Origin of the sequence: Mesorhizobium sp. WSM3862, from assembly GCF_002294985.1 — a bacterium.
Classification (GTDB): domain Bacteria; phylum Pseudomonadota; class Alphaproteobacteria; order Rhizobiales; family Rhizobiaceae; genus Mesorhizobium.
Window position 1 is genome coordinate 586,247 of record NZ_NSGE01000005.1, and the last position, 16,812, is coordinate 603,058.

General features: G+C 64.6%; 18 protein-coding genes. 7 read left to right on the forward strand and 11 right to left on the reverse strand.

Going from position 1 to position 16,812, the window contains the following annotated elements:
- Window positions 1-40: 40 nt before the first annotated feature.
- Together CK224_RS18645 and CK224_RS18650 are read left to right on the forward strand one after the other, a co-directional pair.
- On the forward strand, window positions 41-781 hold the full coding sequence (locus tag CK224_RS18645) for a Bax inhibitor-1/YccA family protein (protein ID WP_095782725.1): 741 nt from the start codon (window positions 41-43) through the stop codon (window positions 779-781).
- A gap of 113 nt (window positions 782-894) precedes the next feature.
- Window positions 895-1,470 (forward strand): GNAT family N-acetyltransferase, encoded by a 576-nt coding sequence (locus CK224_RS18650; RefSeq protein WP_095782726.1) that lies wholly within the window; start codon window positions 895-897, stop codon window positions 1,468-1,470.
- Here the strand turns inward: CK224_RS18650 and CK224_RS18655 are convergent.
- From CK224_RS18655 to acnA, 4 genes are all read right to left on the reverse strand, one after another.
- On the reverse strand, window positions 1,467-1,853 hold the full coding sequence (locus CK224_RS18655) for a DUF2794 domain-containing protein (RefSeq protein ID WP_095782809.1): 387 nt from the start codon (window positions 1,851-1,853) through the stop codon (window positions 1,467-1,469). The genes CK224_RS18650 and CK224_RS18655 overlap by 4 nt on opposite strands.
- 440 nt (window positions 1,854-2,293) lie before the next feature.
- A complete protein-coding gene (locus tag CK224_RS18660) occupies window positions 2,294-2,875 on the reverse strand; it encodes a GNAT family protein (protein ID WP_095782727.1) in 582 nt (193 codons plus the stop codon).
- A gap of 64 nt (window positions 2,876-2,939) precedes the next feature.
- Complete coding sequence (locus tag CK224_RS18665; RefSeq protein ID WP_067323682.1) at window positions 2,940-3,728, reverse strand: thioredoxin family protein; 789 nt, start codon at window positions 3,726-3,728, stop codon at window positions 2,940-2,942.
- Between the two features lie 351 nt (window positions 3,729-4,079).
- The gene (gene acnA / locus CK224_RS18670) at window positions 4,080-6,770 is read right to left on the reverse strand and encodes an aconitate hydratase AcnA (RefSeq protein WP_095782728.1); all 2,691 of its coding nucleotides are present in this window, start codon (window positions 6,768-6,770) and stop codon (window positions 4,080-4,082) included.
- Between the two features lie 283 nt (window positions 6,771-7,053).
- On the opposite strand from acnA, the gene ccmA reads away from it, so the two are divergent.
- The 4 genes from ccmA (at window position 7,054) to CK224_RS18690 (ending at window position 9,242) form a co-directional block, all read left to right on the forward strand.
- On the forward strand, window positions 7,054-7,656 hold the full coding sequence (gene ccmA, locus CK224_RS18675; protein ID WP_095782810.1) for a heme ABC exporter ATP-binding protein CcmA: 603 nt from the start codon (window positions 7,054-7,056) through the stop codon (window positions 7,654-7,656).
- 40 nt (window positions 7,657-7,696) lie between these two features.
- Entirely contained in the window at window positions 7,697-8,362 is a 666-nt protein-coding gene (gene ccmB, locus CK224_RS18680; protein WP_095782729.1) for a heme exporter protein CcmB, read from the forward strand.
- A gap of 128 nt (window positions 8,363-8,490) precedes the next feature.
- Complete coding sequence (gene ccmD / locus CK224_RS18685; protein WP_095782730.1) at window positions 8,491-8,664, forward strand: heme exporter protein CcmD; 174 nt, start codon at window positions 8,491-8,493, stop codon at window positions 8,662-8,664.
- Window positions 8,661-9,242, forward strand: a complete 582-nt coding sequence (locus CK224_RS18690) for a DsbE family thiol:disulfide interchange protein (RefSeq protein ID WP_095782731.1) — start codon at window positions 8,661-8,663, stop codon at window positions 9,240-9,242. Before ccmD ends, CK224_RS18690 begins: the two co-directional genes overlap by 4 nt.
- Before the next feature lie 81 nt (window positions 9,243-9,323).
- On the opposite strand, the gene CK224_RS18695 is transcribed toward CK224_RS18690, so the two are convergent.
- On the reverse strand, window positions 9,324-9,491 hold the full coding sequence (locus tag CK224_RS18695; RefSeq protein ID WP_082953829.1) for a hypothetical protein: 168 nt from the start codon (window positions 9,489-9,491) through the stop codon (window positions 9,324-9,326).
- A 229-nt stretch (window positions 9,492-9,720) separates the two neighbouring features.
- On the opposite strand from CK224_RS18695, the gene CK224_RS18705 reads away from it, so the two are divergent.
- Window positions 9,721-10,638 carry an SMP-30/gluconolactonase/LRE family protein gene (locus CK224_RS18705; RefSeq protein WP_095782733.1) on the forward strand — a complete coding sequence of 306 codons (918 nt, stop codon included), beginning with the start codon at window positions 9,721-9,723 and terminating at the stop codon, window positions 10,636-10,638.
- Between the two features lie 12 nt (window positions 10,639-10,650).
- Here CK224_RS18705 and CK224_RS18710 read toward each other — a convergent pair whose 3' ends face one another.
- The 6 genes from CK224_RS18710 to dapF are packed head-to-tail and all read right to left on the reverse strand — an operon-like array spanning window position 10,651 to window position 16,710.
- Window positions 10,651-11,184 (reverse strand): NADPH-dependent FMN reductase, encoded by a 534-nt coding sequence (locus CK224_RS18710; protein ID WP_095782734.1) that lies wholly within the window; start codon window positions 11,182-11,184, stop codon window positions 10,651-10,653.
- 39 nt (window positions 11,185-11,223) lie between these two features.
- On the reverse strand, window positions 11,224-11,844 hold the full coding sequence (locus CK224_RS18715) for a pyridoxamine 5'-phosphate oxidase family protein (RefSeq protein ID WP_095782735.1): 621 nt from the start codon (window positions 11,842-11,844) through the stop codon (window positions 11,224-11,226).
- A gap of 24 nt (window positions 11,845-11,868) precedes the next feature.
- Entirely contained in the window at window positions 11,869-12,534 is a 666-nt protein-coding gene (locus CK224_RS18720; RefSeq protein ID WP_095779961.1) for a septation protein A, read from the reverse strand.
- Between the two features lie 42 nt (window positions 12,535-12,576).
- Window positions 12,577-14,484 carry a signal recognition particle-docking protein FtsY gene (gene ftsY, locus CK224_RS18725; RefSeq protein ID WP_095782736.1) on the reverse strand — a complete coding sequence of 636 codons (1,908 nt, stop codon included), beginning with the start codon at window positions 14,482-14,484 and terminating at the stop codon, window positions 12,577-12,579.
- Between the two features lie 13 nt (window positions 14,485-14,497).
- Window positions 14,498-15,826: a tRNA (N(6)-L-threonylcarbamoyladenosine(37)-C(2))-methylthiotransferase MtaB gene (mtaB, locus tag CK224_RS18730; protein WP_095782737.1), complete on the reverse strand. Its 1,329-nt coding sequence runs from the start codon at window positions 15,824-15,826 to the stop codon at window positions 14,498-14,500.
- Entirely contained in the window at window positions 15,826-16,710 is an 885-nt protein-coding gene (dapF, locus tag CK224_RS18735; RefSeq protein WP_095782738.1) for a diaminopimelate epimerase, read from the reverse strand. Before dapF ends, mtaB begins: the two co-directional genes overlap by 1 nt.
- Window positions 16,711-16,812 lie beyond the last annotated feature (102 nt).

Genomic DNA, 16,812 nt, shown 5'->3' on the forward strand with positions numbered 1-16,812 from the left:
ACCTGTCACCGGACGGGGCAGAAGCAATAGAGGATTTCCAATGGCTGATCCCATTCGCAACTACCAGACGTCCGCCGCCTCGGGCGCGCGCGTCGATATCGATCAGGGCCTGCGGGCCTATATGATCAAAGTCTATAACCTCATGGGGCTTGGCCTGCTCATCACAGGCCTTGCCGCCTGGGGCGCATTCCAGCTTGCCGTCACCGGCGACGGCCAGCTCACCGCCTTCGGCCAGCTCATCTATGCTAGCGCGTTCCGCTGGGTCGTTATCCTGGCGCCTCTCGCTGCCGTGATGTTCCTGTCCTTCAGGATCCAATCGATGAGCGTGGCTGCGGCCCAGACCACGTTCTGGGTTTATGCCGGCCTTGTCGGCCTGTCGCTGTCGACGATCTTCCTCGTCTACACCGGCACCAGCATCACCCAGACCTTCTTCGCCACGGCCGCGGCCTTCGGCGGGCTGTCGCTCTACGGCTACACGACCAGGCGCGATCTGAGCGCGTTCGGCTCGTTCCTGATCATGGGCGTGATCGGGCTGCTGATCGCGATGGTCATCAACATCTTCCTGGCGTCGTCGGCGCTGGCCTTCGCCATCTCGGCGATCGGCGTGCTGGTGTTCGCGGGCCTCACCGCCTACGACACGCAGCGCATCAAAGAGATGTATTTCGAGGGTGACGTCGCGGATGTCGCCGGCCGCAAGGCGATCATGGGCGCCCTGCAGCTCTATCTCGACTTCATCAACCTGTTCATGTTCCTGCTGCAGTTCATGGGCGACCGCCGCTAAACGGTAGCCGTCCGGCTGGACCATAAACTTCGGAAAGGGCGGCCCAACGGCCGCCCTTTCCTTTTGTGCGCTCCTCTGCTGATATTGAGGCAACAGGAAGAACTGCACAAATTATGAGCAATCTGGCGATCAGAGCCGCTACTGCGGCCGACCTCGACCGAATAACCGAAATCTATGCTGACGCGGTCACGCACGGCACCGCAAGCTACGAACTGGAGCCGCCCAGCCGCGCCGAAATGGGCGATCGATTCGACAGTTTGGCACGAGGCGGCTTTCCCTATCTTGTGGCTGAAAGGGAGGGCGCCGTGCTCGGCTACGCCTATGCCGGACCGTTCCGGCCCCGGCCCGCCTATCGCTTCACCGTCGAGGACTCGGTCTATGTGGCGCCCGAGGCCAAGGGCCAGGGCATCGGCCGCCTGCTGATGCTGGCGCTCATCGAGGCGGCACGCCTGGCCGGCTTTCGCCAGATCGTCGCGGTGATCGGCGACGGCCATGCCGACAGCGCCTCGGTGCGCCTGCACGAGAAGCTCGCCTTTCGTCACTCCGGGCGCCTGGAAGGCTCCGGCTACAAGCATGGGCGCTGGCTGGACACCGTGTTCATGCAGCTGCCGCTCAACGGCGGCGCGGAAGTGCCGCCGGATCCGGAGTCACTGCCGGAGCGGAGATTTCGCGGCAAATTGGATAGTTAAGCTTGGACCAGCTTCAGCTTGGGATCGAATACGCCGAGCACGCGGCCGAGTTCCTGACTGCGCTTGAGGATGCGTCCGCCGGCGGCGATGACGGCGAAGGCGCCCTGTCGGCGCGCCAATTTCGGGTCCTTGACGATCTGGAACAGCGGCACTTCGCTGGCGCGGCGGAAGACCGAAAAGACAGCGCGATCGGAAAGATGGTCGATCGCATAGTCGCGCCATTCATTGGCCGCCACCATGCGTCCGTAAAGCCTTAGGATCTGGTCGAGCTCGCGCCGGTCGAAGCGCACCGGCTGGTCGAGGCGTGCGCTGCGCGCCTCATGCAGCGGGATCAGTATTCCGGATGCTTCCCCATCCTCCGTCCCGCTGCTGTGATCGGTCATGCCGCGATCCTTCGATTGAATCTTGCGCCGGCCAAGGTTCGCGCTTTCGCGGCCGAATTGCAAGGGCCGGCGAAGCAGGCTTGCGGTCCGCCGTTTCCGAAAGGTCCAGTCACGTTTGCAAAACGCGTGTTGGAATTGGTGATGCTCTGCCACATTGTCGCCACAAATTATCCGCGCTCATGCCCCAATGTCCGACGAGTTTACCCGCGTTGCCTGAGACGGTTCGGTCCGGCACCGGCTCGTAAACCCCAAGCCCCCCGCCCACGGGTCAGCGTCGGATCGAACCAACCTCGGTTTTTCCTTGGAAAAATCAGGTGCGACGATCCCAAAACCTGAATAACCGGCGTCAGAAGCAAGCTGACGCCGGTTTTTTCATGCCTGTCCGCTCTGGCCCGCCGGCCCCTGTCTCGCGGCCAGGCGGGCGTCATCACAATGCACGATCAGGGAATGAGAGCTGGAACCGCTGCGCTGGATGAGCGACCAGTCCTAAGGAGCGCATACAGGATCTCATCGCGCCAGATGCCGCCGACACGTAGATGATCACGCAGTAGGCCTTCGCGCCCGAATCCGAGTTTCTCGACCAATTTGCGCGACGGGGTGTTGTTGGGATCGATGAACGCCTGCAGACGGTGCAGGCCGAGATCGTCGAAACAGAAGTCGAGCATCGCCGAGACAGCCTCGGTGGCCATGCCCCGGCTCTGATATGCGGGGTTGATGAAATAGCCGATGGCCGCACGCTTGTTGCGGATGTGGCCATCGTGATAGCTGACGAGGCCGAGGCAGCGGTCAGTCTCAATGTCGGCGACCGCCCAGTGCCGATGGTAGGACGGGGTGCAGGCGACATATCTGAGCACGGTGCGCTCGGTCTCGGTCCGCTTGGTGTGGACTGGTGCGTTCCAGAACCGCATCGCCTCCGGGTCGGCAAAGCATTCGTGCATCGCATCCGTGTCCTCAGCCCTGAACTGACGCAGGCGTAGCCGCGTCGTCAGGAGAATCGGGTGCGGCTCGGGTCGCTTTGCCATGGATGCTCTGCTTCGTGGGCCCCGGCCGGCTTTCGTCGGCGATCAGGTTTTGTCAGCGGAGCCGTCAGAGCCGGTCAGGCTTGCGGATGAGCGCGGCGCCGAGAATCGGTCCCGGGACGCCGTCCTTGCCGACGGACTGCAGCAGCACGGCACAGCCGCCCTTCTTCGCAATCTCCGTCATCGGCAGCTCGTAACGCTGCGCCTTGCCGTTCCACATGCCGGCGATCTGGATGTCGGAAACGGCGTTCCAATAGGTCATGTTGCGGCCGCTGTTTTCGCCCTGGCCGATCTTCACCATCTGCGGCGGATCGAAATAGACGATCACCACATGGGCGTCGGTCGGCCCATTGCCGGCATCGCCGGCGTCAATCATGACCCGATCGCTGGTGCGGCTCACCTTGATGCCGACCCGCATGCCCTCGCCGGCCCTGTCCATGCGGGCCAGCGCGCCGTCTATCTCCTTGCGGTTGGCGCCGTTGACATGGCTGCGGCCGTTGATGACGGCTTGCGGGGTATAGACCGAACGGCTGCCAAAGGCGCGCATATAGTCATACTGCCGCTCGGTGTTCTCTTTGTTGCTCAGCGTGTCCTGCCAGCCCAGATAGTCCCAGTAATTGACGTGATATGCGAGCGCGACGACATTTTCCTTCGCCGCCAGCTCGGCGAAGAATTCATCGGCCGGCGGACAGGAGCTGCAGCCCTGGCTGGTGAACAACTCGACGACGCCCAAAGGCTTTTCAGTCTGCGGCTTGCCGGTCGCGACTTTCTCAAGCTCGGCTGCTGAGGCCACGCGGCTCAACGCCGTGAGGACCAGCGCAACTGCCGTAAGCCGCAATGGTCCTCGCAATGCCATGACCGTTCCAATTCCCGCCGGTCACGCCGGCCTTGTTCTGGTTGCTAAAATATGTGGCAGAACGGACAGTCAACGGGAAGTCACGTTGCGGTGAAATTTTGCCGCCGACCGCAGGTAAGGCGGCGACAGGAGGGGCCACTGCATTCTTCGACCCGGTTCGATTTCGGGACCGCATCGCCGCGAAGCGGTAAGTTTGCTGCTGCCGGAGGATTTCTATTGCGCGCCAATCGGACTTGGACTTTGAGCCGGGCCGGAGAATGCTTGGCCTGCCGCAGTTTAACTAGGACGTCAGTAGGCACCAGGCAGTGGGAAAATCTCCCCCTGCCTATGCCTACCGCCTATTCCCTGTCGCTACGCAGCCAAATCGCGCAGCACGTATTGCAGGATGCCGCCGTTCTTGAAGTAGTCGAGTTCGTCCAGCGTATCGATGCGACAGATGATCGGCACGTTCTTCAGCGTACCGTCGCCATAGGTGACCTTGGCCGTCATCTTCTGGCGCGGCTTGATGGCATCCAGGCCGTCGATCTCGACCAGCTCGTCGCCTTTGAGGTTGAGGGAAGCCCATGAGGTGCCGTCCTCGAAGACGAAGGGGATGACCCCCATGCCGACCAGGTTCGAGCGGTGGATGCGCTCGAAGGACTGGGCGATGACGGCGCGGACACCAAGGAGGTTGGTTCCCTTGGCTGCCCAGTCGCGCGAGGAGCCGTTGCCATATTCGACGCCGGCGAAGATGACCAGCGGCACGCCTTCCTTCTTGTATTCCATGGCGGCATCGTAGATCGACATCTCCTCCTTCGAGGGATAGTGGATCGTGTAGCCGCCTTCGCGGCCGTTCTCGCCCAGCATGTGGTTGCGGATGCGGATGTTGGCGAAGGTGCCGCGCATCATCACCTCATGGTTGCCGCGCCGCGTGCCGTACTGGTTGAAGTCGGCGACGCCGACGCCGTGCTCGGTGAGGTACTTACCTGCCGGCGAAGCCGCCTTGATCGAGCCGGCCGGCGAGATGTGGTCGGTGGTGATCTTGTCGCCGAAGAGACCAAGCACGCGCGCGCCCTTGATGTCGCCCACTTTGCCGAAGGCGCGGCCCATGCCGGCGAAATAAGGCGGGTTCTGCACATAGGTCGAATGATCGTCCCAGGCATAGGTCTGGCCTTCCGGCGCCTTCACCTTCTGCCAATATTCGTCGCCCTTGAAGACGTCGGCATATTTGCGGGCGAAAAGCTCGCGCGTGACGTTCTTCTCGATGAACTCCTGGATCTCGGCCGAGGTCGGCCAGATGTCCTTGAGATAGACCGGCTTGCCGTCGCTGCCCTCGCCGAGCGGCTCGGTGGTGAGGTCCTTGGTGACGGTGCCGGCCAGCGCATGCGCCACCACCAGCGGCGGCGAGGCGAGATAGTTCGCCTGGACGTCCGGAGAAACCCGGCCTTCGAAGTTGCGGTTGCCGGACAACACCGCGGCAGCGATCAAGCCTTTGTCGTTGATGGTCTTGGAGATCGGCGCCGGCAGCGGGCCGGAATTGCCGATGCAGGTGGTGCAGCCGAAGCCGACCAGGTTGAAGCCGATCTGGTCGAGTTCCTTCTGCAGGCCGGATTTCTCGAGATATTCGGCGACCACCTGGCTTCCCGGCGCCAGCGAGGTCTTCACCCACGGCTTCTGCTTCAGTCCGCGCCGGTTGGCGTTGCGGGCCAACAGGCCGGCGCCGATCAAGACGCTCGGGTTGGAGGTGTTGGTGCACGAAGTGATGGCGGCGATCACGACGTCGCCATGGCCGAGATCGTGAGCGGTGCCTTCGACGGCGTAGCGCTTCGAGATCTCGACGGCCTTTTTATACTCGGTCTCCATCGCCTTGGCGAAGCCGGCGGGAATATCCTGCAGCGCGACGCGGCCTTCCGGGCGCTTCGGGCCGGCCATCGACGGCACGACGTCGCCGAGATCGAGCTCGAGCAGATCGGTAAAGACCGGATCGGCCGAGCCGGCGTCGCGCCACATGCCCTGCGCCTTGGAATAGGCCTCGACCAGCGCGATGCGGCTTTCCTCGCGGCCGGACATTGTCAGATAGCGGATGGTCTCGCTATCGACCGGGAAAAAACCGCAGGTGGCGCCATATTCCGGCGCCATGTTGCCGATGGTGGCGCGGTCGGCCAGCGTCATATTGGAGAGGCCTGGGCCGAAGAACTCGACGAACTTGCCGACGACGCCCTTCTTGCGCAGCATCTGGGTGACGGTGAGCACCAGGTCGGTGGCGGTGACGCCTTCCTTGAGCTTGCCGGTGAGGCGGAAGCCGATCACTTCCGGCAGAAGCATGGAGACCGGCTGGCCAAGCATTGCGGCCTCGGCCTCGATGCCGCCGACGCCCCAGCCGAGCACGCCTAGGCCGTTGATCATGGTGGTGTGCGAATCGGTGCCGACGCAGGTGTCGGGATAGGCTGTGGTCTCGCCCTCTTCCGCGTTGGTCCACACGACCTGTCCCAGATATTCGAGATTGACCTGGTGGCAGATGCCGGTGCCCGGCGGCACGACGCGGAAGTTGCGGAAGGCCTGCTGGCCCCACTTCAGGAACTTGTAGCGCTCCTCGTTGCGCTCATATTCGAGCTCGACATTGCGGGCGAAGGCCATCGGCGTGCCGAATTCGTCGACGATGACGGAGTGGTCGATGACGAGATCCACCGGCACCAGCGGGTTGATCTTCTCCGGATCGCCGCCGAGCGCCCTGATGCCGTCGCGCATGGCCGCGAGATCGACAACGGCCGGAACGCCGGTGAAATCCTGCATCAGCACGCGGGCCGGGCGGTAGGCGATCTCGACACCGGCAGTGCCCTTGTCGGTGAGCCATGCTGCGACCGCCTGGATGCTTTCCTTGGTGACCGAGCGGCCGTCTTCGTTGCGCAGCAGGTTCTCCAGCAGCACCTTCATCGAATAGGGCAGCTGGGCAATACCGCCAAGGCCGTTTTTCTCCGCCTCTGCGAGGTCGAAATAGACATAGTCCGCGCCACCCACGGTCAGGGTGCGGCGGCAGTTGAAACTATCGAGGGATTTCGTCACGGCGATCCGTCCTTGTCTGTTCAGCCTGAAAGGGAACGGACGCCGTTGGCATGCAATCACGCGCAAAGGTGCGGGTACGGCCATTTCCGCTGTCCGCTCCCGAGCAACCCGAGCCGTTGAAGGCGGCGCGTGCGCTGGTTCGGCGCTAATTCTGTTCCCGCGCCGACCGCTGGCACGGATGAACCGCATATAGAGAATTTTCTGGAATAGTTCTAGACAGTCGAAAAGCAAATTTGTGCGATGCGGCGGCGGCCGCGAAACGGTGCTTTCGGGACGGGCAAGGATGCGGCTGATCGCCGAAAATCTGGGCGGCGAGCGCGGCGGCGAGACGGTTTTTTCCGGCATCGAATTCGCCCTCGACAGGGGCGAGGCACTCGTCGTCACCGGGCCGAACGGCGCCGGCAAATCGACCCTTTTGCGGGTCATCGCCGGCTTGCTGCCGCCGGCCGAAGGCAAGGTAAAGGTCGAGGGCGGCGGCGACGAGTTTCCATCGGTCGCTTCGGCCTCGCACTATCTCGGCCATCTCAATGCGATGAAGACGGCATTGAGCGTCGAAGAAAACCTGGGCTTCTGGCGCGCCTTCCAGGGCGAGGCTGGTTTGAGCGTGGGGCAGTCGCTGGAGACGGTCGGATTGGACGGGCTCGGGCACCTGCCGTTCGGCTACCTTTCGACCGGGCAAAGGCGGCGCGCGTCGATCGCGAAGCTCCTGGTCAGCCGCCGGCCGGTCTGGCTGCTCGACGAACCGACCGCAGGGCTGGACAAGGCTTCGGAGGAACGATTCGCGGGATTGATGAGAGGGCATTGCCGAGAGGGAGGCATCATCGTGGCGGCCACGCATTTGCCGCTCGGGCTCGAGGGAGCCAAGACGTTGAGGATGGGTGACTGATGTCGGCGCGAGGCACCCCTGGGCGAAGGCATACCAAGTCATGCTAGCCCTCTTCCTCCGCGATATCCGCCTCTCCGTCCGCGCCGGCGGCGGCGCGCTGATCGGCGTCATCTTCTTCCTGGCGGTGATTGCCACAATCCCGTTCGGCGTCGGGCCCGACCTCAACCTGTTGTCGCGCATCGGTCCGGCGATCCTGTGGATCGCCGCCCTGCTCGCCTGCCTGCTCGGGCTCGATCGCCTCTTCCAGGCCGACCGCGAGGACGGCTCGCTCGATCTTCTGGTGCTCAACAGCGACCGTCACATGCTGGCGTTGACGGTGCTGACCAAGTGTCTGGCGCATTGGGCGGGCAGCGTGCTGCCGCTGGTGATCGCGGCACCTTTGCTCGGCCTGTTCATGAACATGGAGCCGCTCGGTATCGGCGCGACGGCATTTACGCTTCTTGTCGGCACGCCGGCCATAACCTTCATCGGCGCCGCCGGAGCGGCCGTGGCTGTGGCGCTGCCGCGCGGCGGGCTCTTGATCTCCGTGCTGGTGCTGCCGCTCACCATTCCGGTGCTGATCTTCGGCGTCTCGGCGAGCTATGGCGCGGTGGCCGATCCCGCGCCGTTCCTGCAGCCCTTCCTCATTCTTGCCGCGCTGACGCTGTTTCTTGCCGTGGTCGGGCCGCTGGCGGCGGCGCTGGCGTTGCGGCACGGGACGGATTGAGGCGCTGGGGCGTTTCTCAACTGCGGCGCCGCGCCTGGTTGCGCGGCCTGTGACGCAGAGTTAAGGGAAGGCATGGTCGAACGGATTGGCAGGGCAGGCGCGGAAGGTGCGCAGATGGAGCGGCTGATATGAGCGCGCATGCTCTCTATGTCGCCGCCGCCTATGCCATCAGCGCGATCGTGCTCGTCGGGCTGATCGGCTGGATCCTGCTCGACCAGCGGGCGCGCAAGCGTGAGCTCGCGGCGCTCGACGCGGCCGGCGTGCGGCGGCGCTCCGACAAGGCCGGGACGGCGAAGCCGTGAGCGCCGAAACCGGAGCCCCGGCATCGCCCCGTCGCCGCCTGTTCGTGCTGCTTCCGCTGCTGGTATTCCTGGGTTTGGCGGGGTTGTTCCTGTCGCAGCTTTTGTCCGGCCGCGACGAGTCTGAAATTCCCTCGGCTCTGATCGGCCTGCCGGCGCCGCAGACGAACCTGCCGCCGCTCGAAGGCTCGAACCTGCCAGGGCTGGACTCGAAATCCTTCGCCGGCAAGGTGACGCTGGTCAACGTCTTCGCATCATGGTGCGCGCCGTGCCGGGAAGAGCATCCGGTGCTTTTGGCGCTGTCGCAGGACAAGCGGTTCACGCTTGCCGCGCTGAACTACAAGGACGAGCCGGCAAACGCCCGTCGCTTCCTTGGCGATCTCGGCAATCCCTACCAGGCGATCGGCGTCGATCCGGCCGGGCGCGCGGCGATCGACTGGGGCGTCTACGGCGTGCCGGAGACCTTCGTCATCGGCAAGGACGGCAAGATTGCCTACAAGCATGTCGGGCCGCTGACGCCGGAATCGGCGAAGGATTTGCTGTTGCCGCAGATCGAGAAGGCCCTGGCGGTTTCGGGTTAGGCGCCCCTTTGCGTCGTCATTCCAGTGCGAGGCAAGGAGCGAAGCGACGCGGCGCAAAGGCCGGCTCGACCGGCCTCGGACTCAACCGTAAATCTGCTTGTGGATCTGGTAGAGCATCTCGGAGCGGTCGGCACGCAGATCGGCTAGATCGCGGCTCGACAGGTTCTCGATTTCTGCGACGAGACGATTGTAGTGGCGGCGCTTGGCGAGGTTGGTGCGAGCGCGGGTGACGAGGTTGTCGAAGATCATGACGAGGTTCCTTCTGAGTTATTCCTCCCTGATCAATTGCGAGAATGACATAGGAATGGTGCATTGCAAAAGAAAGATGTTGCAATGCACCATTGCAAGCAGCGCATAGCCGGTTAATGGCGTCTTAGCCCCTCCACGCGTCAACATGCCGTGAGAGGCATCCGCGATCTTGCCTTCTCCGCTCTGTGCTGGCTTGATCGCGCGTCTTTTGATTGCCGGGAGGGAAAGCATGACGGCCGCTGACTATGAACTTCTCGATCCGCGTTTCTCGCGGCTGTTCAACGCCAATGAGCGGGTTGAGAAGCTGTTCACCGGGTGCCGCTGGGCGGAAGGTCCGGCCTGGTTCGCCGCCGGCCGCTACCTCATCTGGTCCGACATCCCCAACAACCGCATGCTGCGCTACGACGAGACCGATGGCAGCGTCAGCGTCTTCCGCCAGCCGTCCGGCAATTCCAACGGCAACACCGTCGACCGGCAGGGCCGGCTGATCACCTGCGAGCATTCGGGCCGCCGCGTCAGCCGCACCGAGCATGACGGTTCGGTCACCACCATCGCCGACAAATGGCGCGGCAAGCGGCTCAACTCGCCCAACGACGTCGTCGTCCGTTCCGACGGCTCGATCTGGTTCACCGATCCCGCCTACGGCATCGACAGCGATTATGAAGGCGACCACGCCGAGAGCGAGGTCGGCGCCTGCAATGTCTACCGCGTCGACCCCGGCACGGGCGAGATCGATGCCGTCATCACCGACATGGTCAGGCCCAATGGGCTCGCCTTCTCGCTCGATGAAAGCCTGCTCTATGTCGCCGACACGGGCCGCACCCATGGCGCCAAGAACCCCGCGCATATCCGCGTCTTCAATGTCGGCAAGCCCGGCAAGAAGGTCTCGGGCGGCAAGGTCTTCGCCGACTGCACGGCCGGCCTGTTCGACGGCTTCCGGCTCGACGAAAGCGGGCGCATCTGGACGAGCGCCGCCGACGGCATCCATTGCTACGATCCGGACGGCACGCTGATCGGCAAGATCAAAGTGCCGGAAGTCGTCGCCAATTGCGCCTTCGGCGGCGCCAAGCGCAACCGCCTCTACATCTGCGGCACCACCTCGCTCTATGTGGTCTGGCTGATGGTGAATGGGGCGAAGACGTATTGACCGGCAACGGCGTCAGCGGGGGCGGATAAAGCCGGCGAAATCCTGAAGTGCTTTGCGCATCGCCTGTCGGTTCGACGGCTCAGCCAGGATTTCTTCCACCTCCGGCGGCTTCTTGCCGAGCAGCGCGATCTCCAGCGCGGTCTCTTCGTAAAGCGCGAAGGACATCGTGCGCACGATCTCGGCAAGGGCGGCGCGGGCAAAGAGCGAGCGCGGCGAGGCGTGCACCAGCAACGCCGGCTTGCCGACGGCGGCGTCGCGCGACACCAGCCAGTCGAGCGCGTTCTTCATGCCGCCCGGCACGCCATGGGCGTATTCGGGACAGGAGACGATGACGCCATCGGCGCGGGTGACGGCCTCGATCAGGTATCTTGCCTCACACGGCGTGCGCTCGCCCTCTTCATCCGGGTTGAAGATCGGCAAGCGGCCGAGCCCGTCATAGACGGTGACGCGGCAATCCGCGGGCACGTTGGCGGCAAGCGCCGCGACAAGGGCCGAATTGGTCGAGGCGGCGCGCAGGCTGCCGGATATGGCGAGGAGGTTCAGCAAGGGTGACGGGGGCGGTTCGGACGAATCGTGCCCGGGAGCCTACCACATGGTCTGCCGGTAATCGTCGTCCAGTTCGCGGTCGATCTCGCCGGCGCTCTCTGTAAGCGCCAGCTGGTCGCGGATGATCTGGCCGAGCGTCGGCAGGCTCGCGCGGTCATACCAGGTCTCCGGCTCCCACAGCTCGGAGCGCATAAAGGCCTTGGCGCAGTGCATGTAAGCGGCCTTGACCGTCACCACGATGACGCTCAGCGGCTCCTTGCCGTCGACGGCCAGGCGGGCGCGCAGTCCGGCGTCGATGGTTATGTGGGCTTCGCCGTTGACGCGCAGCGTCTCGTTCATGCCGGGAATGAGGAAGAGCAGCCCTACCGACGGGCAACGAACGATGTTTTCCAGTGTGTCCAGCCGGTTGTTGCCTGGACGGTCAGGGATGGCGATGGTGGAACTGTCGAGGATGGCGGTGAAGCCGGGCTTGTCGCCCTTCGGGGTCACGTCGGCATTGCCGGCGCCGTCGGAGGAGCCGATCAGCACGAATGGGTTCTTGCCGATGAAGGAACGGCAGTGGCCATCGAGCGCCTTGAGTTCCTTGCGGATCGACCCGTCGGTCGGCCGCGGCGTCTTGTAGATCGTCCTCAGCTCATCGCGCGTGGTGAGGAATTCCATGCCGCCCCCTCCCCGGAACCTGCTCTATTTACTCGCCTGCTCTTCCTTGGCTTTTTCCTCCAGCGAGTGGCGCATGATCAGCGGCATCTGGCTGAAGGTGAAGAGAAGCGTGATCGGCATGATGCCCCAGACCTTGAAGGTAACCCAGGCATCGGTTGAAAAATTCCGCCACACGACTTCATTGACGAGGGCCAGGAAGAGGAAGAACAGGCCCCAGCGGAAGGTGAGCTTGCGCCAGCCTTCGGCATCGAGGCTGAAAGCCGAGTCGAAGACATAGCCAAGCAGCGACTTGCCGAAGAAAAGGCCGCCGAGCAGCACGCCGCCGAACAGCGTGTTGACGATGGTCGGCTTCATCTTGATGAAGACGTCGTCCTGCAAATAGAGCGTCAGCGCGCCGAAGATAAGGACGACGACGCCCGACACCAGCGGCATGATCGGCAAGGTGCGGGTGAGCAGCCACGAGGCGATCAGCGCCAACGCGGTGGCGGCCATGAACAGGCCGGTGGCGACGAAGATCGGGCCGCCGAGCTCGGCCAAGGCCGGAAATTTCTGCGCCAGCCATTCGCCGCGCGCATTGGCGAAGAAGAAGACCAGCAGCGGCCCGAGCTCGAGCACCAGCTTGAGCGGCGGGTTGATGCCCTCCTTCTTCTGTTTCTGCGGGTCGGACGGGTCGCGTTCGAGGATGTTCATGAAAGTCCTTGTTGTCCCGAAAGTCGGCGCTTTTGGGATCGTTCAAGCAACGCCGGCGATCGCTCTGGCGAATTCGCTGGCCGAGAAGGGTTCGAGGTCGTCGACCTGCTCGCCGACGCCGATAAAATAGACCGGCAATCTATGCTTGGCGGCGATCGCCACCAGAATACCGCCGCGCGCCGTGCCGTCCAGCTTGGTCATCACCAGGCCGTTGACGCCGGCGACGTTGCGGAAGATCTCGACTTGGCTGAGCGCATTCTGGCCGGTGGTGGCGTCGACGGTCTGCAGCACGGTGTGCGGCGCCTCCGGATCGAGCTTGCCCAGCACGCGCACGATCTTTTCCAGCTCCGCCATCAGCTCGGTCTTGTTCTGCAGGCGGCCGGCCGTGTCGATAATCAGCACGTCGGAGCCTGCCTCCTTCGCCTTCTCGAAGGCATCGTAGGCGAGGCCGGCGGCGTCGGCGCCAAGCTTGGTGGCGATGACCGGCGACTTCGTGCGTTCGCCCCAGATCTTCAGCTGCTCGATGGCGGCCGCGCGGAACGTGTCGCCGGCCGCCAGCATGACCGAAAGCCCGCCTTCGGTCAGCTTGGCCGCCAGCTTGCCGATGGTCGTGGTCTTGCCGGTGCCGTTGACGCCGACGACCAGGATGACATGCGGCTTGTGGCTGAGATCGAGCTCGAGCGGCTTGGCGACCGGGGTCAGGACTTTTTCGACTTCCGCCGCCATCACGGCGCGGACCTCCGAGTCGGAAACGTCCTTGCCGTATCGGCTTGAGGCGAGAGAATCGGTGACGCGCAGCGCCGTCTCGACGCCAAGATCGGCGCGGATCAGCACATCCTCCAGATCCTGCAGCGTGTCTTCGTCCAGCTTGCGCTTGGTGAAGACGCCGGCGATGTTGCCGGTGAGCTCGCGCGAGGAACGGGCAAGCCCGTCGCGCATGCGCTGGAACCAGGAGCGCCGCGGCGCCGGCTCCGGTGCCTTCTGCGGCTCGGCCTTCTGCTCGACCTTTTTGGCGACCGTCACCTTGCCGGCAGAGGGGGTCGGCGGCGGCGCGGGGACGGCTTCCGGCTCGGGCGCGATCTCGGCAAGGATCCGCCCCGGCTCGACCGGCGCAGCCTGGCGAATGGGAGGCAGGGCTTCCGCCGGCGGAGCCGGCTCCGGTGGCGGCAAATCCTCCGCAGGCTGGCGCTGCCCCTCATCCTTATCCTTTCCCCGTGGAGAACGGGGAGAAGGGGGCGTCGGCGTTGGCGCTTCTTCCTTCTCCCCGTCACTATAGGGGGAGAAGGTGCCGGCAGGCGGATGAGGGGCGGCGCCGACCTCTAAAGATGGCTCGATAGAAGGTGCCTCGGCCGGTGGAATTTCGATCGGCGCTGGCGTCTCGGCCGGGACTTCATTGGGCGTCGGCACTTCGACCGGCCCCGGCACCGGCTGCGGCTCCGGACGCGAAGGCTCGATCTCCGGCTCGGCCGGCGCGGGTGCAGGCACCTCCTGCGGTGCCGGCGCGGGCACCGGCTCAGGTGCAGGTCCGGGCGGAGCGGGCACTTCCTCGGGTGCAGGCGGCTGCGGCTGCTCCGGGGCGGGCCGCGGCTCTTCTTCCGGCTGGGGCTGCGGCAGCGGCTCCGGCTCGGATGGAACAACCGGCTCCGGTGCCGGCGGGATGACGGGTTCCGGCGCCGGCGGAATGTCCGGTGCGGGTTCGGGCTTCGGCTCCTCGGGAACCGGTTGTGGCGCAGGTCCTGCCTCCCCCTCGATGGGGGAGGTCCCGAGCGCAGCTCGAGGGTGATTGGCGCCGGCGTCGGCGCTGCGGGACGCAGGCTCCTGCTCGGTTTCCGGTTTCAGCGCCTCGAGCGCGTCCCATTTGATCGGCGGCAGGAGCGCGGTCTCGTCGACGCGCTCCTCGACGACTTCCTTCTTGCCGAACGAAAATATCTTCTTGAAGAAACCAGCCATACGTCTTGCAGTCTCAGGCGGCTTGAGCGGCGAGCGGCGCCGCGATCAGCCGGGCGCCGTCATGGCCGGTGACAACCGCCTCGACGATCTCGCCCGGCTGTCCAACGCCAATCGCGGCAAGCGTGAAACCTTCGGTGCGGCCGAGCCCGTCGCGCTCGATCAGGAGCGACTGCCGCGTGCCTGCAAGGGCAGCCAGATGGCGGCGATAGGCGGCCTCGCCGGCGGCACGCAGCCGTGCGGCGCGCTCTTTCACCACCTCGCGGCGCAGTTGCGGCATGCGCGCGGCGGGCGTGCCCTCGCGCGGGCTGAACGGGAAGACGTGAAGATGCGTCAGGCCGCATTCCTCGACGATTTTCTCCGAGTTTTTGAACATCGCTTCGGTCTCGGTCGGGAAGCCGGCAATGATGTCGGCGCCGAAGACGATGCCGGGACGGAGCTTCCGGACCTCCTCGCAGAAGCGGATCGACTGATCGCGCAAATGCCGGCGCTTCATGCGCTTCAGGATCATGTCGTCGCCCGATTGCAGCGACAGATGCAAATGCGGCATCAGCCGCGGCTCGGTGGCAATCGCGTCGAGCAGCTCGTCGTCGGCTTCTATGGAATCGATCGACGACAGCCTCAGACGCTTCACCTCGGGCACCTGGCGCAGGATCGTCTTCACCAGCTTCCCAAGCTTCGGGCTGCCCGGCAGGTCGGCGCCGAAGCTGGTCATGTCGACGCCGGTGAGCACGATCTCGGCATAGCCGTTGCCTGCGAGACGCTTGACCTGCTCGACCACGGCACCCATCGGCACCGAGCGCGAATTGCCGCGGCCGTAAGGAATGATGCAGAAGGTGCAGCGATGGTCGCAGCCATTCTGCACCTGCACGAAGGCGCGCGCCCGGCCCTCGATGGCGTCGACCATGTGGCTCGCCGTCTCGCGCACCGAGAAGATATCGTTGACGCGCGCCTTCTCGGTATCGTTGACGCCGAAGTCCGGCAGCGCGCGGTAGGAGTTCGCCTTGAGCTTCTCCTCATTGCCGAGCACCAGGTCTACCTCGTCCATGGCGACGAAGTTCTGCGGCTCGGTCTGCGCGGCGCATCCGGTGACGATGATGCGCGCTTCAGGGTTCTCGCGACGGGCCTTGCGGATCGCCTGCTTGGCCTGGCGCACGGCTTCGGCGGTGACGGCGCAGGTGTTGAAGATGACGGCGCCGCCTTCCAGCGCGCCGAGGCCGGCGCTTTCGGCCTCGCGGCGCATCACCTCCGATTCATAGGTGTTGAGGCGGCAGCCGAACGTGACGACGTCGATACCGTTGCCGATAGGCCCTTCGGGCGCCGGGCCCTTTTGAAGAGCGGACATCAGGCGGCGCTTTCGGTGTCGCGGGCCCAGGCGCCGGTCGAAGGGTCGAAGCTGCCGGAAAACTCCCATTCGGCGGCGCCGGTCAAAATGACGTGATCGTCGTCGCGCCACTCGACATTGAGCTCGCCGCCGCCGGGCGTGATCAGCGACACGCTGCGGCCGGTGCGCTTGGTGCGAGCGGCTGCCACCACGGCGGCGCAGGCCGCGGAGCCGCAGGCCTTGGTGAGACCCGCGCCGCGCTCCCAGGTGCGGATGATCATCGTCTCGGGCGAGGTGACCTGAGCGATGGTGATGTTGGCGCGCTCGGGAAAGATGGGATGGTTCTCGAGCAGCGGACCGAATCGGTCGAGCTCGTAGGACCAGACGTCGCGGTCGACCCAGAAGATCGCGTGCGGATTGCCCATCGAGACGACCGAAGGCGAATGCAGCACCGGCGCATCGATCGGGCCGATCTGCAGTTCGATCATGCGGGTGTCGCGGAACTCCTCGGCAAGCGGGATTTCCTGCCAGCCGAAACGCGGCTTGCCCATGTCGACCGAGATCGAGCCGTCGGCATGTTCCTGAGCATTGAGAATGCCGGCGCGGGTTTCGAAGGTGAAGGTCTTTTGGCCGGTCTCGGCCGCAAGCGCCTGCACGACGCAGCGCATGCCATTGCCGCAGGCCTGCGCACCGGTGCCGTCCGAATTCAAGATATCGACGTAATAAGCAGTGCCGGTCGTGCGCGGATCATGGATCGCCATGATCTGATCGAACTTGGTCGCCGCGTCGGCATTGAGGGCAATCGCCGCGGCTGCGGTCACCTTGTCGGCACGGCCGCGCATATCGGCGACGATGATCTCGTTGCCGATGCCGTTCATCTTGGCGAATGGGGCAGTGCCTGCCATCTAACCGGTCGTTCCAATTCCGTTTGGCGCTATATGGCGGAAACGGGGGGGAATTACCAGTGCAACGCGACTCCCGGCCAGGAGCGGCTCTGGCCTGCCGCG

Coding starts and splice junctions, on each gene's coding strand:
- CK224_RS18645 (WP_095782725.1), top strand. CDS start 41: ATGGCTGATCCCATTCGCAACTACCAGACGTCCGCCGCCTCGGGCGCG.
- ccmB (WP_095782729.1), top strand. CDS start 7,697: ATGCTAGCCCTCTTCCTCCGCGATATCCGCCTCTCCGTCCGCGCCGGC.
- CK224_RS18715 (WP_095782735.1), bottom strand. CDS start 11,844: ATGGAATTCCTCACCACGCGCGATGAGCTGAGGACGATCTACAAGACG.
- dapF (WP_095782738.1), bottom strand. CDS start 16,710: ATGGCAGGCACTGCCCCATTCGCCAAGATGAACGGCATCGGCAACGAG.
- CK224_RS18660 (WP_095782727.1), bottom strand. CDS start 2,875: ATGGCAAAGCGACCCGAGCCGCACCCGATTCTCCTGACGACGCGGCTA.
- CK224_RS18655 (WP_095782809.1), bottom strand. CDS start 1,853: ATGACCGATCACAGCAGCGGGACGGAGGATGGGGAAGCATCCGGAATA.
- ftsY (WP_095782736.1), bottom strand. CDS start 14,484: ATGGCTGGTTTCTTCAAGAAGATATTTTCGTTCGGCAAGAAGGAAGTC.
- CK224_RS18695 (WP_082953829.1), bottom strand. CDS start 9,491: ATGATCTTCGACAACCTCGTCACCCGCGCTCGCACCAACCTCGCCAAG.
- CK224_RS18705 (WP_095782733.1), top strand. CDS start 9,721: ATGACGGCCGCTGACTATGAACTTCTCGATCCGCGTTTCTCGCGGCTG.
- CK224_RS18650 (WP_095782726.1), top strand. CDS start 895: ATGAGCAATCTGGCGATCAGAGCCGCTACTGCGGCCGACCTCGACCGA.
- ccmA (WP_095782810.1), top strand. CDS start 7,054: ATGCGGCTGATCGCCGAAAATCTGGGCGGCGAGCGCGGCGGCGAGACG.
- ccmD (WP_095782730.1), top strand. CDS start 8,491: ATGAGCGCGCATGCTCTCTATGTCGCCGCCGCCTATGCCATCAGCGCG.
- CK224_RS18665 (WP_067323682.1), bottom strand. CDS start 3,728: ATGGCATTGCGAGGACCATTGCGGCTTACGGCAGTTGCGCTGGTCCTC.
- mtaB (WP_095782737.1), bottom strand. CDS start 15,826: ATGTCCGCTCTTCAAAAGGGCCCGGCGCCCGAAGGGCCTATCGGCAAC.
- CK224_RS18720 (WP_095779961.1), bottom strand. CDS start 12,534: ATGAACATCCTCGAACGCGACCCGTCCGACCCGCAGAAACAGAAGAAG.